28 protein-coding genes are annotated in these 24507 nt (G+C 72.8%); 19 read left to right on the top strand and 9 right to left on the bottom strand.

What is annotated here, in order from left to right; all coding sequences use genetic code 11:
* Positions 1-81 precede the first annotated feature (81 nt).
* From ACQY0Z_RS08100 to ACQY0Z_RS08120, 5 genes are all read left to right on the top strand, one after another.
* Positions 82-633: a sigma-70 family RNA polymerase sigma factor gene (locus ACQY0Z_RS08100; RefSeq protein WP_189896390.1), complete on the top strand. Its 552-nt coding sequence runs from the start codon at positions 82-84 to the stop codon at positions 631-633.
* Entirely contained in the window at positions 630-1481 is an 852-nt protein-coding gene (locus ACQY0Z_RS08105; protein ID WP_189896388.1) for a zf-HC2 domain-containing protein, read from the top strand. The genes ACQY0Z_RS08100 and ACQY0Z_RS08105 overlap by 4 nt, the downstream gene beginning before the upstream one ends.
* A gap of 681 nt (positions 1482-2162) precedes the next feature.
* Positions 2163-3023, top strand: coding sequence for an ABC transporter ATP-binding protein (locus tag ACQY0Z_RS08110; RefSeq protein WP_189896387.1), 861 nt, complete (start codon positions 2163-2165; stop codon positions 3021-3023).
* Complete coding sequence (locus ACQY0Z_RS08115) at positions 3020-4540, top strand: ABC transporter permease (RefSeq protein WP_189896385.1); 1521 nt, start codon at positions 3020-3022, stop codon at positions 4538-4540. Before ACQY0Z_RS08110 ends, ACQY0Z_RS08115 begins: the two co-directional genes overlap by 4 nt.
* On the top strand, positions 4537-5319 hold the full coding sequence (locus tag ACQY0Z_RS08120; protein WP_439813352.1) for an ABC transporter: 783 nt from the start codon (positions 4537-4539) through the stop codon (positions 5317-5319). The genes ACQY0Z_RS08115 and ACQY0Z_RS08120 overlap by 4 nt, the downstream gene beginning before the upstream one ends.
* 56 nt (positions 5320-5375) lie before the next feature.
* Here the strand turns inward: ACQY0Z_RS08120 and mshD are convergent, their stop codons facing one another.
* Positions 5376-6302 (bottom strand): mycothiol synthase, encoded by a 927-nt coding sequence (gene mshD / locus ACQY0Z_RS08125; RefSeq protein ID WP_189896382.1) that lies wholly within the window; start codon positions 6300-6302, stop codon positions 5376-5378.
* 183 nt (positions 6303-6485) lie between these two features.
* Here mshD and ACQY0Z_RS08130 point away from each other — a divergent pair, with 183 nt between their 5' ends.
* The gene (locus ACQY0Z_RS08130) at positions 6486-8300 is read left to right on the top strand and encodes a bifunctional metallophosphatase/5'-nucleotidase (RefSeq protein ID WP_189896381.1); all 1815 of its coding nucleotides are present in this window, start codon (positions 6486-6488) and stop codon (positions 8298-8300) included.
* Between the two features lie 58 nt (positions 8301-8358).
* Here the strand turns inward: ACQY0Z_RS08130 and ACQY0Z_RS08135 are convergent, their stop codons facing one another.
* From ACQY0Z_RS08135 to ACQY0Z_RS08160, 6 genes are all read right to left on the bottom strand, one after another.
* A complete protein-coding gene (locus ACQY0Z_RS08135) occupies positions 8359-8544 on the bottom strand; it encodes a DUF1737 domain-containing protein (RefSeq protein WP_189896379.1) in 186 nt (61 codons plus the stop codon).
* A gap of 13 nt (positions 8545-8557) precedes the next feature.
* The gene (locus ACQY0Z_RS08140; RefSeq protein ID WP_381725079.1) at positions 8558-10027 is read right to left on the bottom strand and encodes a HAMP domain-containing sensor histidine kinase; all 1470 of its coding nucleotides are present in this window, start codon (positions 10025-10027) and stop codon (positions 8558-8560) included.
* On the bottom strand, positions 10024-10758 hold the full coding sequence (locus tag ACQY0Z_RS08145; RefSeq protein WP_019527474.1) for a response regulator transcription factor: 735 nt from the start codon (positions 10756-10758) through the stop codon (positions 10024-10026). Before ACQY0Z_RS08145 ends, ACQY0Z_RS08140 begins: the two co-directional genes overlap by 4 nt.
* 99 nt (positions 10759-10857) lie before the next feature.
* A complete protein-coding gene (locus ACQY0Z_RS08150; RefSeq protein ID WP_189896375.1) occupies positions 10858-11817 on the bottom strand; it encodes a S1C family serine protease in 960 nt (319 codons plus the stop codon).
* Between the two features lie 455 nt (positions 11818-12272).
* Complete coding sequence (locus ACQY0Z_RS08155; RefSeq protein ID WP_189896373.1) at positions 12273-13295, bottom strand: LacI family DNA-binding transcriptional regulator; 1023 nt, start codon at positions 13293-13295, stop codon at positions 12273-12275.
* 107 nt (positions 13296-13402) lie between these two features.
* Positions 13403-14182 (bottom strand): winged helix-turn-helix transcriptional regulator, encoded by a 780-nt coding sequence (locus ACQY0Z_RS08160; protein WP_019527477.1) that lies wholly within the window; start codon positions 14180-14182, stop codon positions 13403-13405.
* A 245-nt stretch (positions 14183-14427) separates the two neighbouring features.
* On the opposite strand from ACQY0Z_RS08160, the gene ACQY0Z_RS08165 reads away from it, so the two are divergent.
* From ACQY0Z_RS08165 to ACQY0Z_RS08205, 9 genes are all read left to right on the top strand, one after another.
* Positions 14428-15336 (top strand): alpha/beta fold hydrolase, encoded by a 909-nt coding sequence (locus ACQY0Z_RS08165; RefSeq protein ID WP_189896371.1) that lies wholly within the window; start codon positions 14428-14430, stop codon positions 15334-15336.
* 40 nt (positions 15337-15376) lie between these two features.
* Positions 15377-15631 (top strand): MoaD/ThiS family protein, encoded by a 255-nt coding sequence (locus ACQY0Z_RS08170; RefSeq protein WP_189896369.1) that lies wholly within the window; start codon positions 15377-15379, stop codon positions 15629-15631.
* A 3-nt stretch (positions 15632-15634) separates the two neighbouring features.
* Entirely contained in the window at positions 15635-16699 is a 1065-nt protein-coding gene (locus ACQY0Z_RS08175) for a hypothetical protein (protein ID WP_439812017.1), read from the top strand.
* A gap of 634 nt (positions 16700-17333) precedes the next feature.
* Positions 17334-17711: a nuclear transport factor 2 family protein gene (locus ACQY0Z_RS08180; protein ID WP_189896365.1), complete on the top strand. Its 378-nt coding sequence runs from the start codon at positions 17334-17336 to the stop codon at positions 17709-17711.
* Between the two features lie 118 nt (positions 17712-17829).
* Positions 17830-18570 carry an LmeA family phospholipid-binding protein gene (locus ACQY0Z_RS08185; RefSeq protein ID WP_189896363.1) on the top strand — a complete coding sequence of 247 codons (741 nt, stop codon included), beginning with the start codon at positions 17830-17832 and terminating at the stop codon, positions 18568-18570.
* Positions 18571-18752: 182 nt separating this feature from the next.
* Entirely contained in the window at positions 18753-18860 is a 108-nt protein-coding gene (locus ACQY0Z_RS08190; RefSeq protein WP_350328463.1) for a putative leader peptide, read from the top strand.
* A gap of 127 nt (positions 18861-18987) precedes the next feature.
* Positions 18988-19833, top strand: a complete 846-nt coding sequence (locus ACQY0Z_RS08195) for a sulfurtransferase (RefSeq protein ID WP_019524015.1) — start codon at positions 18988-18990, stop codon at positions 19831-19833.
* 32 nt (positions 19834-19865) lie between these two features.
* Complete coding sequence (locus tag ACQY0Z_RS08200; RefSeq protein WP_004986406.1) at positions 19866-20153, top strand: DUF1416 domain-containing protein; 288 nt, start codon at positions 19866-19868, stop codon at positions 20151-20153.
* A 72-nt stretch (positions 20154-20225) separates the two neighbouring features.
* Complete coding sequence (locus tag ACQY0Z_RS08205) at positions 20226-20486, top strand: DUF3099 domain-containing protein (RefSeq protein WP_189896362.1); 261 nt, start codon at positions 20226-20228, stop codon at positions 20484-20486.
* Positions 20487-20490: 4 nt separating this feature from the next.
* Here ACQY0Z_RS08205 and ACQY0Z_RS08210 read toward each other — a convergent pair whose 3' ends face one another.
* Complete coding sequence (locus tag ACQY0Z_RS08210) at positions 20491-20853, bottom strand: DsrE family protein (RefSeq protein WP_189896360.1); 363 nt, start codon at positions 20851-20853, stop codon at positions 20491-20493.
* Between the two features lie 234 nt (positions 20854-21087).
* Here ACQY0Z_RS08210 and ACQY0Z_RS08215 point away from each other — a divergent pair, with 234 nt between their 5' ends.
* Genes ACQY0Z_RS08215 through ygfZ form a run of 3 tightly spaced genes read left to right on the top strand, consistent with a single transcriptional unit; the run spans position 21088 to position 23124 of the window.
* Positions 21088-21663, top strand: a complete 576-nt coding sequence (locus tag ACQY0Z_RS08215; RefSeq protein ID WP_189896358.1) for an FABP family protein — start codon at positions 21088-21090, stop codon at positions 21661-21663.
* A gap of 48 nt (positions 21664-21711) precedes the next feature.
* On the top strand, positions 21712-22149 hold the full coding sequence (locus ACQY0Z_RS08220) for a Fur family transcriptional regulator (RefSeq protein WP_439812018.1): 438 nt from the start codon (positions 21712-21714) through the stop codon (positions 22147-22149).
* 9 nt (positions 22150-22158) lie between these two features.
* Positions 22159-23124, top strand: coding sequence for a CAF17-like 4Fe-4S cluster assembly/insertion protein YgfZ (gene ygfZ, locus ACQY0Z_RS08225; RefSeq protein ID WP_189896356.1), 966 nt, complete (start codon positions 22159-22161; stop codon positions 23122-23124).
* A gap of 49 nt (positions 23125-23173) precedes the next feature.
* On the opposite strand, the gene dtd is transcribed toward ygfZ, so the two are convergent.
* Complete coding sequence (gene dtd, locus ACQY0Z_RS08230; RefSeq protein WP_189896354.1) at positions 23174-23599, bottom strand: D-aminoacyl-tRNA deacylase; 426 nt, start codon at positions 23597-23599, stop codon at positions 23174-23176.
* Between the two features lie 177 nt (positions 23600-23776).
* Between dtd and ACQY0Z_RS08235 the strand changes: the two genes are divergently transcribed.
* The gene (locus ACQY0Z_RS08235) at positions 23777-24448 is read left to right on the top strand and encodes an RsiG family protein (protein WP_347224941.1); all 672 of its coding nucleotides are present in this window, start codon (positions 23777-23779) and stop codon (positions 24446-24448) included.
* Positions 24449-24507: the final 59 nt, after the last annotated feature.

The raw sequence follows: 24507 nt of genomic DNA on the forward strand, positions 1-24507 counted from the left end.
CCGGGACCCGATCGCGAACCCGGCCGCGCATTCGACCGCCGGACCGTGAACCGATCGGCACGGCCCGTCCGATGAGGAGACGTGAGCGAGATGAGAAGCGACGGCGAGCTGCTGCGCGCCGTCACGGCCGGCGGCGACCGGCGCGCCTTCGAGGAGCTGTACCGGAGGTACGCGCCGTGGCTGACCGCGCGCATGCGCACCCGGTGCGCCGACGCGGCCCTCGTCGACGACGTCGTGCAGGAGACCTTCCTCGCGGTGTGGCGCGGCACGGCCCGCTGGCGTGAGGACGCGGCGGGCGCGGACGCCGCCGGCTGGCTGTGGCGGATCGCCTCACGCCGGCTGGTCGACGCGCTGCGCGGGGCCGGGGCGCGGGGGCGGCTGCGACAGGCGCTGGCGCGGCTGCGGCACCGGGACGAGGTGTCGGCGGAGGAGCGCGTGCTCGCGGGGGTGGAGCACGGGGATCTCGCCGGGGCCCTGGTGCGGCTGTCGCCGGAACTGCGCGCGGTGCTCCAGGCGACCGTGGTCGACGGGCTGACCACCCGTGAGGCCGCGGTCCTGCTCGGCATCCCGCCGGGCACGGTCAAGACGCGGGCCATGCGTGCCCGCAGGCAACTCCGGGAGGCGCTGGCATGACGTACGAGGACAGGCTCTGGCACGTGCCGGAGGACGACCTGCGGGCCTACGCGCGCGGCGGTCTCGAGGCGCCCGCGCTGTGGTCGGCCGACACCCACCTCACGGCGTGCGCGCACTGCCGTGCGGTGCTCGCCGGCTTCGGCGACACCGTCGCCCTGGACGACGCCTGGGAGCGGCTGGACGCCGAACTGGACGCGCCACGGCCGGGGCTGCTGGAGTCGCTGCTGCTGAGGCTCGGCGTCCGGGACCACACGGCCCGGCTGCTCGCGGCCACCCCTGCGCTGCGCCGCTCCTGGCTGGGCGCGGTGTCGGCGGTGCTGCTGCTCACCGTGGCCGTCACCGCGGGCCACGCCGAGGGCGGCCGGCCCACCCTCTTCCTCGCCCTCGCCCCGCTGCTGCCGCTCGCGGGGGTGGCGCTGTCGTACGGGCCGCGGATGGACCCGACGTACGAGATGGCCGTGGTCGCGCCGATGCACGGGTTCCGGCTGCTGATGATCCGCACGGTCGCCGTGCTGACCGCCGGGCTCGGCCTGAACGGCCTGGCCACGCTCGCCCTGCCCGGGTACGGGCTGCTCGCCCTGAGCTGGCTGCTGCCCGCGCTCGCCCTCACCGCCACGGCGCTCGCGCTGTCGGCCCGGCTCGGGCCCGTCCTGGCGCCCGCGCTGACCGGCGGCGGCTGGGTCGCGCTGCTGCTCGCGGCGGACGCGGTCCGCTCCGGCGCACACGAGACGCTCGCCCCGTTCACCGCGGCCGGACAGGGCGTCTCGGCGGCCGTCGCCGTGTTCGGCGCCGGACTGCTGGTCCTGCTGAGGGACCGCTTCGACCTGAACCGGGACCCCGCGGTCTGACCGCGCCCCGGCGTCGGTCCGGGCCGGGGGCTCGCGGTCCGACCGTGCCCGGCAAAGGCCTCAGCCGGGGGCTCGCGGTCCTGCCGCGTCCGGCGTCGGTCCGGGCCGGGGGCTCGCGGTCCGACCGTGCCCGGCAAAGGCCTCAGCCGGGGCCCCGCGGTCCTGCCGCGTCCGGCTTCGGTCTGGGCCGGGGCTCGCGGTCCGACCGCGTCCGGCAAAGGCCTCAGCCGGGGCCCCGCGGTCCTGCCGCGTCCGGCTTCGGTCTGGGCCGGGGCTCGCGGTCCGACCGTGCCCGGCAAAGGCCTCAGCCGGGGCTCCGCGGTCTGACGGCACCCGCACCGACCTGAGCCGGGGCCCCGCGGTCCTGCCGCGTCCGGCTTCGGTCTGGGCCGGGGGCTCGCGGTCCGACCGCGTCCGGCGACGGCCTCAGCCGGGGCTCCGCGGTCTGACCGCACCCGCACCGACCTGAGCCGGGGCCCCGCGGTCCTGCCGCGTCCGGCGTCGGTCCGTGCCGGGGGCTTGCGGTTCGACCGTGCCCGGCAAAGGCCTCAGCCGGGGCTCCGCGGTCTGACCGCACCCGCACCGACCTGAGCCGGGGCCCCGCGGTCCCGCCGCGTCCGGCATCCCACCGGCCGGGGCGGACCACCGTCCCTGACCCAACCACCTGCCACGGGAGTACTCATGACCCCCACCGTCTCGGCCTCCGGGCTGAGCCTCCACTACGGCGCGACCCGCGCCCTGGACGACGTGTCGCTGCGGCTGTCGCCCGGCGTCACCGGGCTGCTCGGCCCCAACGGCGCGGGCAAGACCACGCTGCTGCGGGTCCTCGCCACCGCCGTGCCGGCCGACAGGGGCGCGTTCACCGTGCTCGGCCACGACCCGTCCACCGCGCGCGGCCGCCAGGAGGTGCGCCGCCGGCTCGGCTACCTGCCGCAGACCCCCGGCTTCCACCCGGACTTCACCGCCTTCGAGTTCGTCGACTACGTGGCGATCCTCAAGGAACTGACCGACCGCGCCGCCCGCCACCGCGAGGTGCGCCGGGTGCTCGACGAGGTCGGCCTGGCCGACGTGCGCGGCAAGCGGATCCGCAAGCTGTCCGGCGGCATGAGGCAGCGGGTGGCGCTGGCTGCGGCGCTGGTGGGCGACCCGGCGTTCCTCGTCCTCGACGAGCCGACCGTCGGCCTCGACCCCGAACAGCGCATGCGGTTCCGCGAGTTGATCGCCACCGCGGGCGAGGGGCGGACCGTGCTGCTGTCCACCCACCAGACCGAGGACGTGGCGATGCTCTGCCACCGGGTCGTCGTCCTCGCGGGCGGCACCGTCCGCTTCGACGGCACCCCCGCCGAGCTGACCGCACGAGCCGCCGGACGCGTGTGGAGCAGCGAGGGCCGCGACCCCGGCGCCCTGGCCGGCTGGCGCACCGGACTCGGCACCTTCCGCAACGTGGGCGACCCGCCCCCCGGCGCCGCACTCCTCGAACCCACCCTCGAGGACGGCTACCTGCTCACCCTGGACGGCGCCGCCACGGAGGTGACCGCATGACCACGGCCACCACCCCCGTCCCGGCCCCGGCCCCCGTGAAGTCGCAGCCCGGCGCCTCCCGGGCGGCCGTCCTCGCCCTCGCCCGCTTCGAGACGCGCAAGCTCCTCACCCGCGTGCCGGTGCTCGTCGCCTTCGCGGTGTACGTCGCCTGGACCGTGTGGCGCACCCGCGTCTCCTTCGACGGCTTCCCCGCGCTGCAGGACGCCGACCGCGCCACCCAGGACGGGCCGCTCCTCGTCGGGCTCGCGGTGCTGCTGAGCGCCAACCACGCCATGCTGCGCTCCCGGCGCCAGGACACCGAACGGCACCTCGACGTGCTGGTGCTGCCGCGCTGGGGGCGCACGGTCGCGCACCTGCTGTCCGTCGGGGCGGCCGCCCTCGTGACCGCGCTGTGCGTGGGCGGGCAGTTCGCCTGGGAGGCGCTCAAGCCGGGCGCGGTCGGAAACGGCTCGCCGGGCGAACTCCTCGTCGGCCCGCTGTCGGTGCTGCTCCTCGGCGCGTTCGGGGTGCTGCTCGCCCGCCTGGTCACCGCGCCCTTCGCCGCCCCGCTGCTGATCGTCCTGATGCTCGTCCTCGCCACCCTCCTCGGCTTCTCCGGTGAAGGCTGGACGCGGTGGCTGATGCCGTCCGTCGGCACGTACAGCGTCGTCACCCTGCCGTCCGACCTGATCGGACGCCCTGCCGCCTGGCACGCCCTCTACCTGGGCGGACTCGCCCTCACCCTGATGGCGGCGGCGGTGCTGCTGTCCGGCGGCGCCCGGCTGCGCACCGCGCAGGCCGCGGTGGCCGGTGCGGTGGCGCTGGCCCTGGTCGGCGCGGTCGGCCAGTCCCGGGACGTGCCGGAGTCCGTCACCGAGGCACGCGTACGGGCCTCGGTCACCCCCGAGAGGCTCCACACCTGCGTCGAACGGGACGCCACGACGTACTGCGCCTTTCCCGAGTGGGAGCCGCGCACCGGCGACTGGGCCCGGATCGTCGACGACGTCCGCGCCCTGGCCGGCGGCGACGCCCAGGACCGTCCGCTGGCCGTACGGCAGCGGGTCGAGGCCCGCTACGGCCTGGACGCCGACGCGACCCTCTCCCCGCTCACCCGCCCCGGCGAGGTGACGGTCGGGACGGCCTGGGGCGGCAACCGGGTGCCGGAGTTCGCGGTCGCGGTGGCCGGCGTGCTGGTCACCGGCTCGGAGGCCACGGCGGGCGAGATGTGCGACGGCCGGATGGTCACCGTGATGTGGCTGGCCCTCGCCGACCGGCCCGACCCGCTCGCGGACCTGCGCCGGGTGCGGCTCGACGACAGCGACACCGGGTCGGCGCTCGTGATCTCGCAGACGGAGCCGCTGCAGATGACCTCCGCCCAGACGGAACTGCTGCGCGAACTGCTGGAGCTGCCCCGCGAGAAGGCCGCCGCGAAGGTGAAGGCCGGCTGGGCCGAGCTGACCGCCCCGAAGGTGACGACGGACCACGTGGCGCGGGTTCTGGGCCTGGAGAAGCCCGAGGGGGAGAACGAGTGCCTGTGATCGAAACCAGGCCGGCGGGGGACACCCCGGTGCGCGAGGCCCGGCGGGGTGTCCTGCTCCAACTGGTCCGCCCGGTCGCCCGCACGGTGCCCTGGTGGGCGCTCGCGGCGGGCGGAGGGCTCGGACTGCTGGCGGCCGCCGTGCCCCGGTTGTCGGGCGGCGAGGTCACCCCGTGGGCCGGGGTGACCGCCCTGCGGGCCGCCGCCCTGTGCTTCGCGCTCGGCGCCGCGTTCCTGCTGGACGACCCGGCCCGGCGGAGCACCGCCGCCGTGCCCGTGCGCCGCGTCCTCCGGCACGCGCTGCGGTACGCGCTCGTACTGCCGCCCGCCGCCGCGTGGTGGACGGCGGCCGTCCTGCTCGTCCCGCAGGAGGCACGCCCCCCGGCCGGGGACGTCACCCTGGAGGCGGCGACCACCCTCGCCCTCGCCCTGGCCGGCGCGGCCTACGCGGTACGGCGCCGGGGCGCCGACCGGCCGGGCCAGGCGGTCTCCGCTTCCCTGCTGACGGCCGCGGTCCTGGCACCGCTGCTGAGCCCCTCGGACTGGTCACTGTTCACCGCACCGGGCGACCCGCACTGGGCGGACGGCCACGGCCACTGGACGCTGCTGCTGTGCGGAGCGCTCCTGGCGGCGGCGGTGTGCTGCACGGAACCGGTCCGCCGCATCCACCCCGTCCGGCGTTTGAGGACGAGGCCCGAAGGGCCGAAAGGGGGGTCTGGGGGCGCGGCCCCCAGGGACGGGAAGGGAAGGGGCGGCGGGGGCGAATCCCCACGCCCGTGACGCGGGCGGCGTTCAGGCCCCGCGTGATCGAACAGAGTGCCGGCCTCAGCCGGCCCTCACGTCTCCGTCCGGTACATCAGATCCGTCTCGTGCGTGACAAACCCCAGCCGCTCGTACACGGAAACCGCCGCCTTGTTGTCCGCATCGACGTACAACATGGCGGTGGGCAACCCCCGCTCCGCCAGGTGCCGCAGCCCGATCGTGGTCAGCGCCTTGCCCAGCCCGCCGCCCTGTGCGTCCGGGGCGACCCCGAGGACGTACACCTCACCGAGGCCCTCCTCGGCGTGCACCTTCGTCCAGTGGAAGCCGACCAGGCGTCCCTCGCGCTCCGCGAGGAAGAAGCCCTCGGGGTCGAACCACGGCTCCGCCTTGCGGTCGTCGAGGTCCCGCTGGGTCAAGGAACCCTGCTCGGGGTGGTGGGCGAACGCGGCGGCGTTCAGCGCGAGCCACGCCGCGTCGTCCCGCCCCGGCTCGAAGGTGCGCACGGTGACGCCCTCCGGCAGCACCGGGTCGGGCAGTTCCAGGTTCGCCAACGGCCGCCGCATCTGACGCAGTTCACGGAACAGCGTCAGCCCGAGCACCTGCGCCAGATGCCGGGCGGTGGAGTGCCCGCCGTGCGCCCACACCCGCAGCCGCTTGCCCGACGCGGCGAGCAGCGCCGTGCCGAGCGCCCGCCCGTGCCCCTGACCGCGGTACGAGGGGTGCACCACCAGTTCCGCGGCGGGCGGCTCCACCGGGTCGGTGTCCTCCAACTGGGCGTATCCGACCAGCTCTTCGCCGACCGTCAGCAGCAGATGCTGGACGCCCTCCCGCTCCCCGCCGCGCAGTTGCAGCCGGCCCTGCTCGGACACGGCCTGCCGGCCGTCGGCGCGCGCCGCCTCGTCGAGCAGCGCGAGAACCGCGTCGACCTGCGCCTGGTCGAGCGCGGTGTACGTCTGGAGCGAACGGGGGCGGCCGGGCCGGGAGAACGCGTCGCTGGTCATGCGTACGAGGGTAAAGGGACGGCGCGGCGAGGGGGTGGCAGCGGGGCGCGCAGGACCCGCGGCGGCGGAGGCCTCGACGGTGGCGAGAAAAGATAAACCAGGCTGTAACCCGGAAGCCCCTGTCGCGCTACGCGCGTTGACCCTAGGCTGCGCCGGTACCCACTCGCACCGACAGGGGGGCGTATGCCAGCCACATCCCCGGCGCACCCGCGCCGCAGACGCCGTACGAACCGTCTCCTCGCGACCGCCGCCGGTGTCCTCACCGTCGGTGCCGTGGCCGCCGCGGCCCTGCCGGGGTCGGCGAGCGCGGGCGAGCACGGCAAGGGCCACGGCCACCAGCCGAGCCGCTACCAGGACGTGCAACTGCTGTCGTTCAACGACCTGCACGGCAACCTGGAGCCGCCCACCGGTTCCTCCGGCCGGGTCACCGAACTCCAGCCGGACGGCACGACGAAGACCATCGACGCGGGCGGCGCCGAGTACCTGGCGACGCATCTGCGCCAGGCCCGCAAGGGCAACGCGTACTCCATCACCGCGGCCGGCGGCGACATGGTCGGCGCCTCCCCGCTGATCTCGGGCCTGTTCCACGACGAGCCCACCATCGAGGCGCTGAACAAGCTCGAACTGGACGTCACCTCCGTCGGCAACCACGAGTTCGACGAGGGCGCCAAGGAGCTGTCCCGCCTGCAGAACGGCGGCTGCCACCCGACGGACGGCTGCTACACCGACAGGAAGTTCCAGGGCGCCGACTTCCCGTACCTGTCGGCGAACGTCCTGAACGAGAAGACCGAGAAGCCCCTTCTCAAGCCGTACTGGGTGTGGCAGAAGAAGGACGTCAAGGTCGGCTTCATCGGCGTGACCCTCGAGGGCACCCCGAACATCGTCTCCGCCGAGGGCGTCAAGGGCCTCGTCTTCAAGGACGAGGTCGAGACGATCAACAAGTACGCCGAGGAGCTGCGCCGCAAGGGCGTGAAGTCCATCGTGGCGCTGATCCACGAGGGCGGCTTCCCCGCCTCGCAGAACTACAACTACGACTGCGACGCCCCGGGCGCCGGCGACGGCATCTCCGGCCCCGTCGCGGACATCGCGAAGAACGTCTCGCCCGAGGTGGACGCGCTGGTCACCGGCCACACCCACAACGCGTACGTCTGCACTGTCCCCGACCCGGCGGGCAACCCCCGCATGGTCACCTCGGCCGCGTCCTTCGGCCGGCTCTACACCGACACCACGCTGACCTACGACCGCAAGACGGGCGACATCGCCCGTACGGCCGTGAAGTCCGCGAACCACGTGGTGTCCCGTGACGTCGCCAAGGCGCCCGACATCACCCGCCTGATCGACAAGTGGAACACCCTCGCCGCCCCGATCGGCAACCGCGCGATCGGCTACATCTCGGGTGACATCGTCAAGGACGGCACCGAGTCCCCGCTGGGCGACCTGATCGCCGACGCGCAGCTGGAGTACGCCCGCACGCTGGACGCGGAGACCGACGTCGCGCTGATGAACCCGGGCGGCATCCGCGCCTCCCTCACCTACGCGGCGAGCGGCGCCGAGGGCGACGGCGTGGTGACCTTCGCGGAGGCGTTCACGGTCCAGCCGTTCGCCAACACGGTCAACCTGCAGACCTTCACCGGCGCTCAGCTGATCCAGGTGCTCAAGGAGCAGGTCAGCGGCTCCAACGAGGCAGCCCCGAAGATCCTCCAGGTGTCCGACGGCCTGACCTACACGCTGGACCTGACGAAGTCCGGGGCCGACCGGGTCGTCACGGACTCCATCCGTCTGAACGGCGAGGCGATCGACCCGTCGGCGAGCTACCGCGTCGCGACGAACAGCTTCCTCGCGGGCGGCGGCGACGGCTTCACCACGCTGGGCGAGGGCACCGACGACCTGGTCGGCGACGACGACCTGAAGGCGCTGGAGCAGTACCTGACGGCCAACTCCTCGGCCGCCTCCCCGCTGGCCCCGCCGGCGGCGGACCGCATCACGATCACGCAGTAACCCGCGGCACGCGTACGACGGAGAGGGCCGGTGCCGAGCACCGGCCCTCTTCCGTGTCTCAGTCCTCCGCGTCCCACACGACCGCCTGCGCGACGATCACGCGCTCCCCGTCGAAGGTCACGGCCGGCCCCTCGTGCAGCCGGTATCCGAGTTCCAGCGCCTCGCTGACCCGCCGGCAGAAGGCGGAGTCGTCGGGGCCGGTCAGGACGCGGTAGACGGGCAGTCCGTCGGGTGGATTCGCCATGCGTCCCAGCGTGTCATGGGGTCCCGGGCACGTCCGGGGGAGGGGTCGGGGCGCCCGGGAGGCGGATGATGGCGGTGGTGCCGCCGCCCTCGGCCGGGGTGAGCGCGACCGTACCGCCCGCCTGCTGCACCGTGCGCGCCACGATCGACAGTCCGAGGCCGGAGCCGGGCAGGGCGCGGGCGCCGGGGGAGCGCCAGAAGCGGTCGAAGACGTGCGGGAGTTCGTCGGCCGCGATGCCGGGACCGTGGTCCCGGACGGTGAGCACGCCGTCGGCGAGCCGCACCTCGATCCTGCCGCCCGGCGGGCTGAACTTCACCGCGTTGTCCAGCACGTTGACCACCGCCCGCTCCAGCGCCGCCGGTTCGCCCCGCACGTACCAGGGGCGCAGATCGGCGGTGATGGTCAGCTCCGGGCCGCGCAGCCGGGCCCGGCGCAGGGCCGCCTCCACCACGTCCTGCCAGGCGACGATCTCCACACGGCCCGCCTGATGACCCGGGGCGGGGCGGGACAGCTCCTGGAGGTCGCCGATCAGCGCGGCCAGCTCCGTCATCTGCGCCTTCACCGAGTCGAGCAGCGCCTTGCGGTCGGCCGGCGGGAGGGGCCGCCCGGTGTCCTCGCTGCGGGTCAGCAGCTCGATGTTGGTGCGCAGCGAGGTGAGCGGGGTGCGCAGTTCGTGCCCGGCGTCCGCGATGAGCTGCTGCTGGAGGTCGCGGGAGCTGGCGAGCGCGGACGTCATGGAGTTGAAGGAGCGCGACAGGCGCGCGATCTCGTCCTCCGACTCCTCCTCCACCGGGATGCGGACGCCCAGGTCCTCGGTGCGGGCCACGTGCTCCACGGCCTCGGTGAGCTTGTCGACCGGCCGCAGTCCGGTGCGGGCCACGGCGAGACCCGCGGCGGCCGAGCCGAGCACCCCGATGCCGGACACCAGCAGCAGGATCAGCGCCAGGTCGTTCAGCGTGGACCGGGTGCCCTTCAGCGGGACCGCGACGATGACGGCCGCGTGCGTGCTGGTCAGCGTGGACGGGTCGTTGATGACGAGCGGCAGGGTCAGCACCCGCACGTCGTCGCCGTCCTGGTCGGTGCCGTCGCGGAAGATGCCGCTGGAGCCGCTGCCCGCGTTCTCGATCACCTTGCGGTCCGAGGCGGTGACCTTCACGCTCCCCACCGAGCTGGGGAACAGGCAGACCGTGCCGTCCTCCTTGACCACCTGCGAGTACGTGTACTGGAAACCGCCCGCGCCGCTGTCGCGGGGCGTGTCCACGCAGTCGGTGAGGGCGCTGCGGATCTCGTCCACCCGCTGCGGCCCCTGCAGCACGGTCGCCTTCTTCAGATCCTCGTCGACCTGCTCGTACAGCTTGCCCTGCACGATGAACCAGCAGGTCACCGACACCGCCGCCACCGCGAACGCCACCGCCGCGGCGACCAGCAGGGACAGCCGCGCCCGGATCGGCAGTGCGCGGAAACGGCGCACCGGTCCGGTCACTCCGCGCCGCCCTGCCGCAGCACGTACCCCACCCCCCGCACCGTGTGCACCAGGCGTGGCTCGCCGCCCGCCTCGGTCTTGCGGCGCAGGTACATGACGTACACGTCCAGCGAGTTGGACGACGGCTCGAAGTCGAAGCCCCAGACCGCCTTGAGGATCTGCTCACGGGTGAGCACCTGGCGCGGGTGCGCCATGAACATCTCCAGCAGGGTGAACTCCGTGCGGGTCAGCTCCACCGGGCGCCCGGCGCGGGTCACCTCCCGCGTGGCCAGGTTCATCGTCAGGTCGGCGAAGGTGAGGACGTCGTCGGTCTCGGCGGACGCGGCCACCGCCGCCGCGTACGAGCTGCGCCGCAGCAGCGCCCTGATCCGCGCGAACAGCTCGTCCAGCTCGAACGGCTTCACCAGGTAGTCGTCCGCCCCCGCGTCCAGCCCCGTCACCCGGTCGCCCACGGTGTCCCGGGCCGTCAGCATCAGGATCGGCGTGGTGTCGCCGGTGGCGCGGATACGGCGGGCGGCGGTCAGCCCGTCCATCCGGGGCATCTGGATGTCGAGGACGAGGAGGTCGGGGTGGTGGGCCGCCGTCTTCTCCAGGGCGTCCACGCCGTCCACGGCCTCCTCGGTGTCGTATCCCTCGAAGGCCAGGCTGCGCCGGAGTGCTTCACGCACCGCCGGCTCGTCGTCGACGATCAGGATGCGCTGCGGGGCACGGTCGCCGTCTGCGGGGCTCATCGGGTGGCGGGTCCTTCGTCTGCGCGCCGCGCGGCGGGCGCGGCGGGGGAGGGGACGGGCTGTCGGATCTTCAGCGTCGCACGTTTCCCGGCCCGCGCGTCAGTTCGTCGCACCGGCCCGCAGGTCCGGCAGGTCCGCCTTGACCGTGTTCACCGGGATGGCGAAGCCGAGACCGACGCTGCCCGCCGTGGACGACTCCGCGCCGCTCGGCGCGTACATCGCGGAGTTGATGCCGATGATGTTGCCGTTCATGTCGATCAGCGCGCCGCCGGAGTTGCCCGGGTTCAGCGAGGCGTCGGTCTGGATCGCCTTGTACGTGGTCGTGGAGCCGCCGGTGTCCCCGTTGAACTCCTGGCCGCCGTACTCGAACGGCCAGCCGCCGCCGCGCTGCCACTGCTGCTGCCCCTGGCTCTCGTCCTTCGACACGGTGACGTCCCGGTCGAGCGCGGAGACGATGCCGCTGGTCACCGTGCCGGTGAGGCCCTCGGGCGAGCCGATCGCGACGACCTGGTCGCCGACCTGCACACCCTCGGAGTCGCCGAGCGTGGCGGCCTTGAGGCCGGAGGCGTCCTCCAGCTTGATCAGCGCCAGGTCCTTGCTGCTGTCGGTGCCGACGACGCGGGCGCTGTACGTCTTGCCGTCGTGCGTCCGCACCTGGATCTGCGAGGCGCCGGCCACGACGTGGTTGTTGGTGACGACCTCACCGTCCTCGGTGACGATCACACCGGACCCGGTGGCCGAACCGGACGAGGAGGCGGCCTTGATCTCCACGATGCTGGGGCTGACGGACTTGGCGACTCCGGCGACCGTGCCCTTCATGGACGCCGGCACGACGTCGGTCTCGGTGGCGGAGGACGCGGCGACGCCGGAGCCCGATCCGCCGGTCAGCTCCTGCACACCGTAGGCGGTGGTCCCGCCGACGGCGGCGGCGACGATGGCGACGGCGACGAGAAGCCTGGCGGGTCCGCGGGTCCGCTTGTGCGCGGGAGCCGGGGGAGCGTAGGCCGGCGGGGGCGGCCACTCGGGGTTCACCTGATGAGGACGGGAGTATTCGCTCATGCACCTGAGCGTCCCGCGCGGGGATGAAAGCTTCCTGAGGGCGGCCTGAGAAGCCCGGCAGAAGTACGTACGCCCGGCATAAGGACGCGGGGCGCGTTCAGCGACGGCGCCCCTCAGGGACGCGGGGAACTGCGCGCTCAACCACGGACTGCCCGCACCCGGCGTCGCAAGGGTGCCGCTGCGGAGCGCCCCTCAGGGGCGCGGGGAACTGCGCGACCAGCCACGGACGTCCCGCACCCGGTGTCGCAAGGGTGCCGCTGCGCCCACCCGTGCCGCCCTGGGGGTACCTCCCAGGCCCTTGAGGCACTGGGGGAGACACGATTGCCCGCAGCTAGGCGGACTACTGCTCGACACCGGCGGTGGGACGCTTTCAAGGGCCGCGGCGGCAGCACACCTCAGGGGCGCGGGGAACTGCGCGACCAGCCACCCACGACCCGCACCCGGCACAACCGCCGTCAAGAACAACCGCAGGACTGCCGCAGCACCAACCGCGACGGAAACACCTTCAGCCGCTCGCGCCGCGACCCACTCACCCGCAACCCGTCATCCAGCACCAGATCCACCGCCGCCCGAGCCATCGCCGGCCGGTCCGAGGCCACCGTCGTCAGCGGCGGATCCGCCAGCGCCGCCTCCTTGATGTCGTCGAACCCGGCGACCGCCAGCTCCCCCGGCACGTCGATCCGCAGCTCACGCGCGGCCCGCAGCACACCGATGGCCTGGTCGTCGGTGGAGCAGAAGATCGCGGGGGGCCGCCGAGGCCCCGACAGGATCTCCAGCGCGACCCGGTAGGCGTCGTACCGGTTGTACGGGGCCTCGAAGAGGCGCCCCTCCGTGGATATCCCGGCCTCGTCCATCGCGCGCCGCCAGCCCTCGACGTGGTCGGAGACCGGGTCACCGACGGCCGGCGTGTCCGCCGTACCGCCGACACAGGCGACGTACTCGTAGCCGTGCTCCAGCAGATGGCGCACCGCGAGCTGCGCGCCGCCGAGGTCGTCGGTGACGACGGCGACGTCGTCGATGGCCTCCGGCCGCTCGTGCAGCAGCACCACCCGGGCGTCCCACGCCTCGATCTCCGCCGCGGCGAGGTCGTTCAGCGCGTGGCTGACGAGGATCAGCCCGGAGACCCGCATGCCGAGGAAGGCGCGCAGATAGTGGACCTCGCGCTCGCCGATGTAGTCGGAGTTGCCGACCAGCACCATCTTTCCGCGCTCGGACGCGGCCTGTTCCACCGCGTGCGCCATCTCGCCGAAGAACGGCTGGCGGGCGTCCGGCACGATCAGACCTATGAGGTCCGTGCGCCGGGACGCCATCGCCTGGGCGACGCGGTCGGGCCGGTACCCCAGCTCCTTGATCGCGGCGAGCACCCGCTCGCGCGTGGCCGGGGCGACCGGCCGGGGTCCGTTGTTGATGACATAACTGACGACCGCGGTCGACGTCCCCGCCAGTCGCGCCACGTCATCCCTGGTTACCTTGGCCACGCGCGGAGTCTACGCGGATATATCCCCTCCGGGCAGGGCGTGCCGGAGGTTGTGAACAGCGGAAAGGCGGCTCGTCTGCGCGAATGCGCCGCTCATGCGTGCGACCCTCAGGCCTTCGCCCGCACGCCGTCGGCGTCCTGCGCGGCCGTCTCGTCCGCTTCCGCCGCCTTTTGCCGGGCGCCCTTCGCCTTGGCCTCCTCGGCAGCGCGCTCCACCTTCTCCGGCGTAACGAATCGATAACCGACGTTCCGCACGGTGCCGATCAGCGACTCGTGCTCCGGGCCGAGCTTGGCGCGCAGCCGGCGGACGTGCACGTCGACCGTGCGGGTGCCGCCGAAGTAGTCGTAGCCCCAGACCTCCTGCAGCAGCTGGGCGCGGGTGAACACCCGGCCGGGGTGCTGCGCGAGGTACTTGAGCAGCTCGAACTCCTTGAAGGTCAGGTCCAGGACCCGCCCCTTCAGCTTCGCGGAGTACGTCGCCTCGTCGACGGAGAGGTCGCCGTTGCGGATCTCCATCGGGGAGTCGTCGTTGACGATCTGCTGGCGGCCCATCGCGAGCCGCAGCCGCGCCTCGACCTCCGCGGGGCCGGCCGTGTCGAGCAGCACGTCGTCGATGCCCCAGTCCGCGGTGACCGCGGCGAGGCCGCCCTCGGTCACGACCAGGACGAGGGGACAGCCGGGGCCGGTGGAGCGCAGCAGCTGGCACAGGCTGCGCACCTGCGGGAGGTCGCGGCGGCCGTCGATGAGGATCACGTCGGCGCCGGGGGTGTCCACCAGCGCCGGGCCCTCCGCGGGCGCCACCCGGACGTTGTGCAGGAGCAGACCGAGGGCGGGGAGCACCTCCGTCGACGGCTGGAGCGCGTTGGTCAGAAGCAGCAGGGAACTCATCGGGTCGCCTCACCTGCTCGGATGGTGGCCGCCCGGAACACGGCCGTCCTGCGTTGGTGCACGGTTCGCTCGCCCATAACGTCTGGTTCCTCCTCGGTCCCCGCGAGGACGTTTACGGCATTGCTGCGTGCGTTCGACGGCCCGTACACCCGGCGCTTTCCCGCCTTCGTATACAACGCTTCCGAAAGCACAAAAGGACCCGGGGGCTTCGCTGCCCGAGTCCTCTTCGCAGCAGAATAGCCGACATGAGCACCGATGCGGCAGGTCATGTGGCGCGATCCACCATTCGTCCATATTCCGAGACGCTGAATGTGACACGGGGCAGCGCGCCAATGCGGACGTTCCTGCGCACGACGGACGGGGTGGCGATCGATTCCGTATACGAACCGGGATGCGTTGTATACGACCCGGAGAAGGTCGTATACGAACGGGCGGATGAGGGGTCGCCGAACGGTTCCGGGAATGCGATCTCCGATGTTTCCCGAGGGCTCGTTTTCGTGATCGCGCACGGTTTCACCGGGGACGCCGACCGCCCTCACGTGCGGCGCGTCGCCGGGGAGTTCGCGCGGTACGGCGCCGTCGTCACCTTCTCGTTCCGGGGGCACGGGCGGTCCGGCGGACGGTCCACCGTCGGCGACCGGGAGGTGCTCGATCTCGCGGCGGCCGTCCGCTGGGCGCGGGAGCTGGGGCACACGCGGGTGGTCACCGTGGGGTTCTCGATGGGCGGGTCGGTGGTGCTGCGGCACGCGGCGCTGGACGGGGGTGATGTCGACGCCGTCGTATCGGTGAGCGCGCCGGCGCGGTGGTTCTACCGGGGGACCCCGCCCATGCGGCGGCTGCACTGGCTGGTGACGCGGCCCTCCGGGCGGCTGGTCGGGCGGTACGGGCTGCGCACCCGCATCCACCACCGGCAGTGGGACCCCGTGCCGCTGTCCCCCGTCGAGGCCGTGCCCCGCATCGCGCCGACACCGCTGCTGGTCGTGCACGGCGACCAGGACGCGTATTTCCCCCTGGACCATCCCCGGATGCTGGCGGACGCCGCCGGGGAGCACGGGGAGCTGTGGGTCGAGCACGGCATGGGGCACGCCGAGAACGCGGCGCCCGAGCCGCTGTTGCGGCGGATCGGGGACTGGGCGGCGGCCCGGGCGGGCTAGCCTGACCGTGTTCACCGTCAACAGATCGAGGAACGAGCAGATGGCAAAGGTCACGGTGCGGTACTGGGCCGCCGCCAAGGCCGCGGCGGGGGTGGCCGAGGAGCCGTACGAGGCGGGCACGCTCGCCGACGCGCTCGCCGCCGTGCGCGAACGGCACCCCGGCGAGCTGGCGCGCGTGCTGCTGAGGTGCTCGTTCCTGGTCGACGGCGATCCCGTGGGCAAGCGCGCGCATGAGACGGTACGGCTGGCCGACGGCGGCACGGTCGAGGTGCTTCCGCCGTTCGCAGGAGGGTGAGGGATGACGAACCAGCCGTACGGGTCGTACGGGTCGTACGGGGGGCACGGGAGCTACGGAGCTCAGGAGCCTCACGTGCCGTACCAGCAGCCGCAGTCGCAGCCGCATGTCCAGCCGCAGGCATGGCCCGGGCAGGGGTACGACGATCCGTACGCGGATCAGCAGCACACGCAGCAGTGGCAGGGGCAGACGTGGGAGACGCAGATGCAGCCGCCGGTGGCGGCGGCTCCTGCGGCTCCTCCTGTCCAGGTCCCGGAGCCCGCTCCTGTGGGAGGGGGTGAACCGGAGCCGGAGTACGGCCCCGCCACCCTCGCCGGGAACGCCCGGATCACCGACGCGCAGCGCGCCCGCGCCGAGGGGCGGTCGCCGATCATCGAGCCCGGGACGCAGCCCGCGGTGCTGACGGCGGTGCTGGGTCTGCTGCTGGCGGGCGGCGCCGCGCTGGGTACGTACGCGCTGCTCGTGCCGCTGGTGGTGCTGCAGGGCGTGACCGCGGCGGGCTGGTTCCGGCTCAACGGGATGTGGCCGGCGCGGCAGGGCATCGCGCTCGGTTTCCTCGGGGCGCTGGTCGCGGACGCGGCGATGCTGCTCTCGGACCGGTCGCCCGGGGTGCTCCTCGGGACGCTGGGCGTGTGGGTGCTGCTGTCGCTGGTGCTGCAGCTGCGGTCGCACGCGGATCCGGACGAGCGGATGTACGGCCTGATGGCGACGGTGGTCGCGGCGGCCCTGGCGATCGCGGCGGGCGGCTACCTCGCGGCGGACGCGGACGCGGTGGTCGCCGGGGCGGTCGCGGTGGCGGCGGCGATGGTCGTGCGGGCGCTGCCGGTGGGGACGGCGGCGTCGGCGGTGCTGGCGCTGGCGGCGGGGGCCGGGGCGGGGTACGCCGTCGGCGGGATGTCGTCGGAGGGGGCGCTGGTGGGGGCGGGGGCTGCGGTCTGCGCGTTGATCGGCCACAGGGTGGCCAGCTACGACTATCCGTCGCGCTTCGTCCACTTCACGGCGGGAGTCGCGCTGCCTTTGGCGGCGGCGGGCCCGGTGGTCTACACCCTGGGCCGGGTACTGGGCTGAGGCTCGATGCCTGCGGCGTGGGGTTCTGCGCGGTGGGGGCTGGGGTCCGTTGTTCCCCGGACGCCTGCGGCGCGGGGTTCTGTGCGGTGAGGGCTGAGGTCCGGTGCCCCCGACGCCTGGTGGGGGTTGCGGTGTGACGCCTGCGGCGCAGTCACCTGTCCGGTGGGGGCGGGTGTAGCGCCTGCGGGTGGTGGGTGGTGCGGGGCCGCGGTGGGGGCGGTCGTCCTCGGTCTGGCGCGAGAGTGCGTGTTGTGTGGTGAACGGGGCGGACGCGCCAGCCGCTGCGGGCGCCCACCCCCACCCCGTCCCCTCCCCGCCGCGTGCGGCTACCCCGACACCGGCGGCGGGGCCCCCGCCAACTGCGGGCAATCGTGCTGCCTGGGGCGATGGGGGTACCTCCCGCTCGAGCGAAGCCGAGAGTGGGGGAGGGTGGGCGCGGCGGCGCCTCGTTGGCGCCGAGGTGCGCCAACACCCCCCGGCCCGCACTCACGCCGGTGCCTGTTGCCCCCGCCGACTGGGGTGGGCGCGGCGCCACCTCGTCGGCGCCAGGTGCGCGAACAGGCACCCGTGCAGCGGGACCCAGGGTCGCGGAAACACCCCCGCGCCCGCCCAACCCCCGTGCAGGATGTCGACCATGCACCCGACAGCCACCATCCACGCCCTGTGGACACACATGCAGTCCCGGGACTGGCCCGCCCTCGCCTCCCTCCTCGCCGACGACGTAGTCGTCGAATGGCCCGTCAGCGCAGAACGCATCCGCGGCAAGGACAACTACATCCGCGTCAACGCGGAATACCCCGAGGGCTGGTCCATCAAGATCCTCCGCGTCCTCGACGCCGGCGACCACGTCGTCTCCGAGGTCGAGGTCCCCCACGCCACCCTCGGCACCCACCGCGTCGTGTCCCTCTGGACGGTCAGGGACGGCCTGGTCACCCGGGGCCGCGAGTACTGGACGGAGCTCGGCGCCGACCCCTCCCCGGCCTGGAGGGCGCCCTATGTCGAGCGTTTCTGAGGCGTCCCTGTCACAGGTGATCCACAATCCCCGGCTCCCCCACCACCCCCGCACTACGCTCGCGTGAGGGCGGCCGCCGGTCGTCGGCACGGGCACACGTCAGGTGGGGGGACTCCGCATGCGCGCACTGCGAATACTGCTGGTCATCGCCGTGGTACTCGGCGGCATCTTCGTGATCGTCGACCGCGTCGCCGTCCACTTCGCCGAGGGCGAGGCCGCCGACCGCGTCCGTGCCTCCGAGGGCCTGGCCTCCACCCCCGACGTGGACATCCAGGGCTTCCCCTTCCTCACCCAGGTGCTCGGCGGCACGTTCGACGAGGTGCGGGTCGGCATCTCCGACTACGAGGCCGACGCCGGCGAGGGCGGAAAGACCCTCCGCATCGCCGACCTCCGCGCCGACCTCCGCGGCGTCGAGTTCTCCGGTGACTTCGGCTCCGCCGTCGCCGACACCGCCACCGGCACGGCGACCATCGCGTACGACGAGCTGCTGAGGAACGCCAAGGCCGAGCCCACCCAGGTCGCGCCCGGCATCACCGCCGAGGTGGTGGCGCTGTCCGACGGGGGCAACGGGAAGATCAAGGTCGCGCTCGAGACCACCGTGCTCGGCGCCAAGCTGCCCGAGCCGGTGTCCGTGCTCAGCTCGGTGACCGTCGTCGACGGGAACACCGTGCGGGTGCGGGCGGACGCCCTGCCTGTGCTGGGCGGGGTGGAGATCGCCGAGTCGCGGGTGCGGCGGATCACCGACTTCGAGCAGAAGATCGACGGACTGCCCGGCGGGATCAGCCTGGAGAAGGTCCAGGCGGCCGAGGACGGTGTGGACGTGACGGTGACGGGGAAGGACGTACGCCTGGCGGGATGAGCCGGGGTGTCCGGTGGGCGAGACGGTCTCGTCCGCTGGACAGATGCGGCGGCTTCGGGGGTGGGGCCGCGGGTGACCGAGCGGGGCGTTTTCCCGGTCGCCGTATCGATGGATGGACGATCTTGTCTCAGTATGCGACATGCCGGTGACAGGGCCCCTCGTCCGTCCCTACGATCGTCCCCATGCAGTGTCAGACGAGCGTCCTCCGTCCGAGGGGACAGGCGGATCTCACGAAGCGGCGGGCAGTGGACCTGTGCCGTGTCGCCGCCATGCTCTGTCGCACCTTCTGAGCGGACGCGTCTTCCGTCCGCATTCCCGTTCCGTTCCCTGATCAGGGAACCCGTGCGCCGCCCCGGCCCGGGCGCCGCGCACCCCCGTACCCGCACGCCCCCCGTAACTGCCCCGGAGGAGAACAGCATGGCTCGCAGCGACGTCCTGGTCGACGCCGACTGGGTCCAGGAGCACCTGGACGACCCGACCATCGTGATCGTCGAGGTGGACGAGGACACGTCCGCCTACGACAAGAACCACATCAAGAACGCCGTCCGGATCGACTGGACCAAGGACCTGCAGGACCCGGTCCGCCGTGACTTCGTCGACCAGGAGGGCTTCGAGAAGCTCCTGTCCGACAAGGGCATCGCCAACGACCACACGGTCGTCCTGTACGGCGGCAACAACAACTGGTTCGCCGCGTACGCGTACTGGTACTTCAAGCTGTACGGCCACGAGAACGTCAAGCTCCTCGACGGCGGCCGCAAGAAGTGGGAGCTCGACGCCCGCGAGCTGGTCCCCGGCGACGAGGTGCCGGAGCGCCCGAAGACCGAGTACAAGGCCAAGCCGCAGGACACCTCCATCCGCGCCTTCCGCGACGAGGTCGTGGACGCCATCGGCAAGCAGAACATCGTCGACGTGCGCTCGCCCGACGAGTTCGCCGGCAAGCTGCTCGCCCCGGCCCACCTGCCGCAGGAGCAGTCGCAGCGCCCCGGCCACGTGCCGACCTCCCGCAACATCCCCTGGTCGAAGAACGCCAACGACGACGGCACCTTCAAGTCCGACGAGGAGCTCAAGAAGCTCTACGAGGACGAGGAGATCGACCTGTCCAAGGACACCATCGCCCTGTGCCGCATCGGTGAGCGCTCCGCGCTGTCCTGGTTCGTGCTGCACGAGCTGCTCGGCGTGGAGAACGTCAAGAACTACGACGGCTCCTGGACCGAGTACGGCTCCCTCGTCGGCGTGCCGATCGAGCTCGGCTCCGGCAAGTAATCCCTCCCCGACCGACCTCTCAGGAGTAAGACATGTGCGGTGCGAAGGCCGGCGGCCCGGACGCCTCGACGATCAAGCCCGGTGAGACCACCATCCAGGGTCAGGTGACCCGTGACGGCGAGCCGGTGACGGGATACGTCCGTCTCCTCGACTCGACCGGCGAGTTCACCGCGGAGGTCCCGACCTCCGCGACCGGACAGTTCCGCTTCTACGCGGCGGAGGGCACCTGGACCGTCCGCGCCCTGGTGCCCGGCGGCACCGCCGACCGCACGGTCGTCGCCCAGCAGGGCGGCCTGGCCGAGGTCGCGATCGCGGTCTGAGCAGGGTCCGTACGAAGGGCCGCGTCGGTGACGGACGCGGCCCTTCGGCATGTTCGGATCTACGCTTGAGACATGTACGCGCGCAGGCGGCATGCCTACTTCGTGCTGATGGGCGGCTGCATCGGGCTGTTCGTCCTGGCCTGGGGCGTCGTGCGCCTCTGGTCGGTGCCCGCCGCCGTGGCCATGTGCCTGGTCGCCATGGTGATCCCACCGGTCGCCGCCGTGGTCGCCAACCGGCGCGGCCCCGACGACCGCTGGTGGGACGACCCTTCCGGCGACCCGCAGTCCGACGAGTGGTGGGACGAGCTCGACGGCAGGAAAGGGCCCCGTTAGCCCCTCAGTACACGAGGGCCTGCGTGCCGTCCGCCATGGCCTCCTGCACGAAGACCTGCGCGCCCGCGATCCGCACGCCCTCGATCACGTCCTTCTCCGTGATCTCCCGGCGCGCGGCGCACTGCGTGCACAGCGTGACCTGGCCGGCCGCCAGCACCGAGTCCAGCAGGTCCGGCAGCGGAGCGGCGTGCGGCAGCTCGAACTCGGCGGCACGCCCCGGCAGCGCGAACCACGCCGACTCCCCGGTGAGCCACAGCGACACCTCGACCCCACTGGCCGCGGCCACGGCGGCCACCGTGAACGCCTGAGAACAGCGCTCGGGTGCGTCGGCCCCGGCGGTCACCTTGATCACGAGCTTTTTCGCCATGACCGCATCGTAGTCACCGGCCCACCTCGCACGACGGGGCCCGTACCCGGCCGCGTAAGCTGGGGGCCGGCCCCGTGCAACCCTCGCACCCCCCGCTCAAGGAGCACCCCGTGATCATCTTCTTCGAAGTCCTGCTGGTCCTCGTCGCCGTCGGCGTCCTCGCCTTCGCCGGGCTGACCGTGAAGAAGCTGTTCCAGGGCCAGCGCTGATCACCGACGCCAGGAAGTTCCCCTCATGATCGAGATCCCGTCCGACCTGCACAAGGACCTCGTCCCGCTCGCGTTCCTGCTCGGCAACTGGGCGGGCGCGGGCGTGCACGACTTCCCCGGTTCCGAGAAGTGCAACTTCGGCCAGGAGGTCACCTTCACCCACGACGGGCGGGACTTCCTGGAGTACAGCTCGCGCACCTGGGTGCTCGACGGCGACGGCAACAAGGTCCGCCCGCTGGAGTCGGAGCACGGCTACTGGCGGATCGACGCCGACCGCAAGATCGAGGTGACCATGGTCCGCGACGACGGCGTCGTCGAGATCTGGTACGGCGAGCTGGCCGAGAAGAAGCCGCAGATCGACCTGGTCACGGACGCCGTCGCGCGCACCGCCGCCTCCGGCCCGTACACCGGCGGCAAGCGGCTCTACGGCTACGTCAAGGGCGACCTGATGTGGGTCGGCGAGAAGCAGACCCCCGAGGTCGAGCTGCGCCCCTACATGTCGGCGCACCTGAAGAAGGTCGTCACCCCGGAGGAGGTCGAGCGCTGGGCCAAGGCCCTGCCCGACGACATGCCGGACGACGGCATCGCCTTCTTCAAGTAGGCCGTCCGGCCCCAGGGTGATCCACACACCAGGCCCTAGACTCGTGGTGTGGTGAGCACCGACTGGAAGAGCGACCTCAGGCAGCGCGGCTACCGGCTGACGCCCCAGCGCCAGCTCGTGCTCGAAGCCGTCGACACCCTGGAGCACGCGACCCCCGACGACATCCTCGTGGAAGTGAGGAAGACGGCGTCGGGGGTCAACATCTCCACCGTCTACCGCACCCTCGAGCTCCTCGAGGAGCTGGGCCTGGTCAGCCACGCCCACCTCGGGCACGGCGCGCCGACGTACCACCTCGCCGACCGCCACCACCACCTCCACCTGGTCTGCCGCGACTGCACCAAGGTGATCGAGGCGGACGTGGAGGTGGCCGCCGAGTTCACGGAGAAGCTGAGGGGCACCTTCGGCTTCGACACCGACATGAAGCACTTCGCGATCTTCGGCCGGTGCCAGGACTGTTCCCTGAAGACTCCAACTACCGAGTCGTAGGCTAGGCGTATGAAAAGCCCCCTGCTGACCCTGCCCGGCGCCGTCCCCGCCGAGGGCGTGGACGAAGGCGTGGCCGCCCACTACGGCGACCTGTTCCGTGAGCAGCGCGCCCTCGCCGACGGCACCGGCTTCGTCGACCTGTCCCACCGCGGGGTCGTCACCGTCTCCGGCCCCGAGCGGCTCGGCTGGCTCCACCTGCTGCTCACCCAGCACGTGCAGGAGCTGCCGCCGCACCAGGCCACCGAGGCGCTGATCCTGTCCGCCAACGGCCACATCGAGCACGCGCTCTACCTGGTCGACGACGGCGAGACGACCTGGGCGCACGTCGAGCCCGGCACCCAGGAGGCGCTGGTCGCGTACCTGGAGTCGATGAAGTTCTTCTACCGGGTCGAGGTCGCCGACCGCACCGAGGACATCGCGGTGGTGCACCTGCCCGCCGGGTCCATCACCGAGGTGCCCGAGGGCGTCGCCGTGCGCGAGACGCCGTACGGCAGGGACCTCTTCCTGCCCCGCGGCGACCTGGAGGAGTTCGCCGGCAAGGCGGGCCCCGCGGCCGGCCTCCTCGCCCACGAGGCGCTGCGCGTCGAGCAGCACCGGCCGCGGCTCGGCTTCGAGACCGACCACCGCACCATCCCGCACGAGCTGGGCTGGATCGGCTCCGCCGTGCACCTCCAGAAGGGCTGCTACCGCGGCCAGGAGACGGTCGCCCGCGTGCAGAACCTGGGCAAGCCGCCGCGCCGGCTGGTCTTCCTGCACCTGGACGGCAGTGAGGTGCACCTGCCCGCGCCGGGCACCGAGCTGCGCCTGGCGGACGACGGCCCCGACGGCCGGAAGATCGGCTTCATCACGACCTCCGTACGCCACCACGAGCTGGGCCCTGTCGCCCTCGCCCTGGTGAAGCGGAACGTCCCGGTGGACGCCCGGCTGCTCGCCGGGGACACGGCCGCCGCGCAGGAGACCGTCGTCGAGCCGTGACCGGTGGCAGTGAGCCGTACGTCCGGTGCGGCTCACCTCTCCGAGCGGCTCACATTTCCAGCAGCACCGTGAACGGGCCGTCGTTCGTCAGCGACACCCGCATCTGCGCGCCGAACCGGCCCGTCGCCACCGTCGCGCCCAGCGCGCGCAGCCGCGCCACCACCTCGTCGACCAGCGGCTCGGCGAGGTCGCCGGGGGCGGCCGCGTTCCACGTGGGGCGGCGGCCCTTACGGGCGTCCCCGTAGAGGGTGAACTGGCTGATCACCAGGAGCGGGGCGCCGACGTCGCTGCAGGACCTCTCGTCCTTCAGCATCCGGATCGACCACAGCTTGCGGGCGAGCTGCGCCGCCTTCTCCTTGGTGTCCTCGTGGGTGACGCCGACCAGGACGCACAGGCCCTCGCCCTCGATCTCCCCCACGGTCTCGCCGTCCACGACGACGCTCGCGCCGTCCACCCTCTGCACCACTGCACGCATACGCCCATGATGCCGGTCCGCGAACAGACGGCCGACGGCGGCCCGCGATCCACCCCGGTCGGGCTATTTTTACTCCTTAGCGCCCATCTGGGGCGGATCGGTGCCACTCGCTCACATTGCGGCCGCCAGGGGTGGCACGATGCTGGCACATGCCGGTCGAGGGGACGGTTGAGGCACATGAGCACATCGGGGATCGGGCAGTCGTCCGCGGCTGTCGCGTTGACCCAAGGGCTGACCCAAGGGCTCGCCCAGGGGGTGCCCCAAGGGGGCGGCGGGGAACGGGAGTTCCGCCGGCCGCCCACGCAGCGCACGGACAGCCCCGCGCTGCCCGGGGACGGGGCGGAGGACGAACTGACCGGGCTGAGCCTGGCCGAGCTGCGCACGAAGCGGCGGGACGCGCAGCGCGACGAGGCGGACCTCAGTTATGTACGGAGGCTGCTGCAGGGGCGGATCGACATCCTGCGCGCGGAGCTGGCCCGGCGTGACCTGCCGGGAGGGGTGCCCGCGGCCGTCGCGCCGGGGGAGGCCTCCGTCGTGCAGCGGCTGCCGGAGATCCTGCGGGACACCCCCGCGCGTCACCGGTCCTCCGTCCGCCATCTGACGCTGGGCACACCGCGGAGCGAGGAGTACCGGCGGCTGGCCTCCGAGATGCTCGCCGAGGTGGAGCTCTCCGACCTGGGCGCGCGCACGGACGGCGAGCTGCACACCGCGATGGGCCGGCTGGTGGGGTACGAGCAGCAGGTGTCGCGCCGCCGGCAGCGGCTGCAGCGCACCGCCGACGCGTGCGGGGCGGAGATCACCCGGCGCTACCGGGAGGGGGAGGCACAGGTCGACGACCTGCTGATGTGACACGGACGCCGGGGGACGCGGGGCGGGCGGAGGCCGGTGAAAACCGCGTCGACACCCGC

The sequence above is a fragment of the Streptomyces sp. P9-2 genome (assembly GCF_051903975.1).
Lineage (GTDB): Bacteria > Actinomycetota > Actinomycetes > Streptomycetales > Streptomycetaceae > Streptomyces > Streptomyces cellulosae.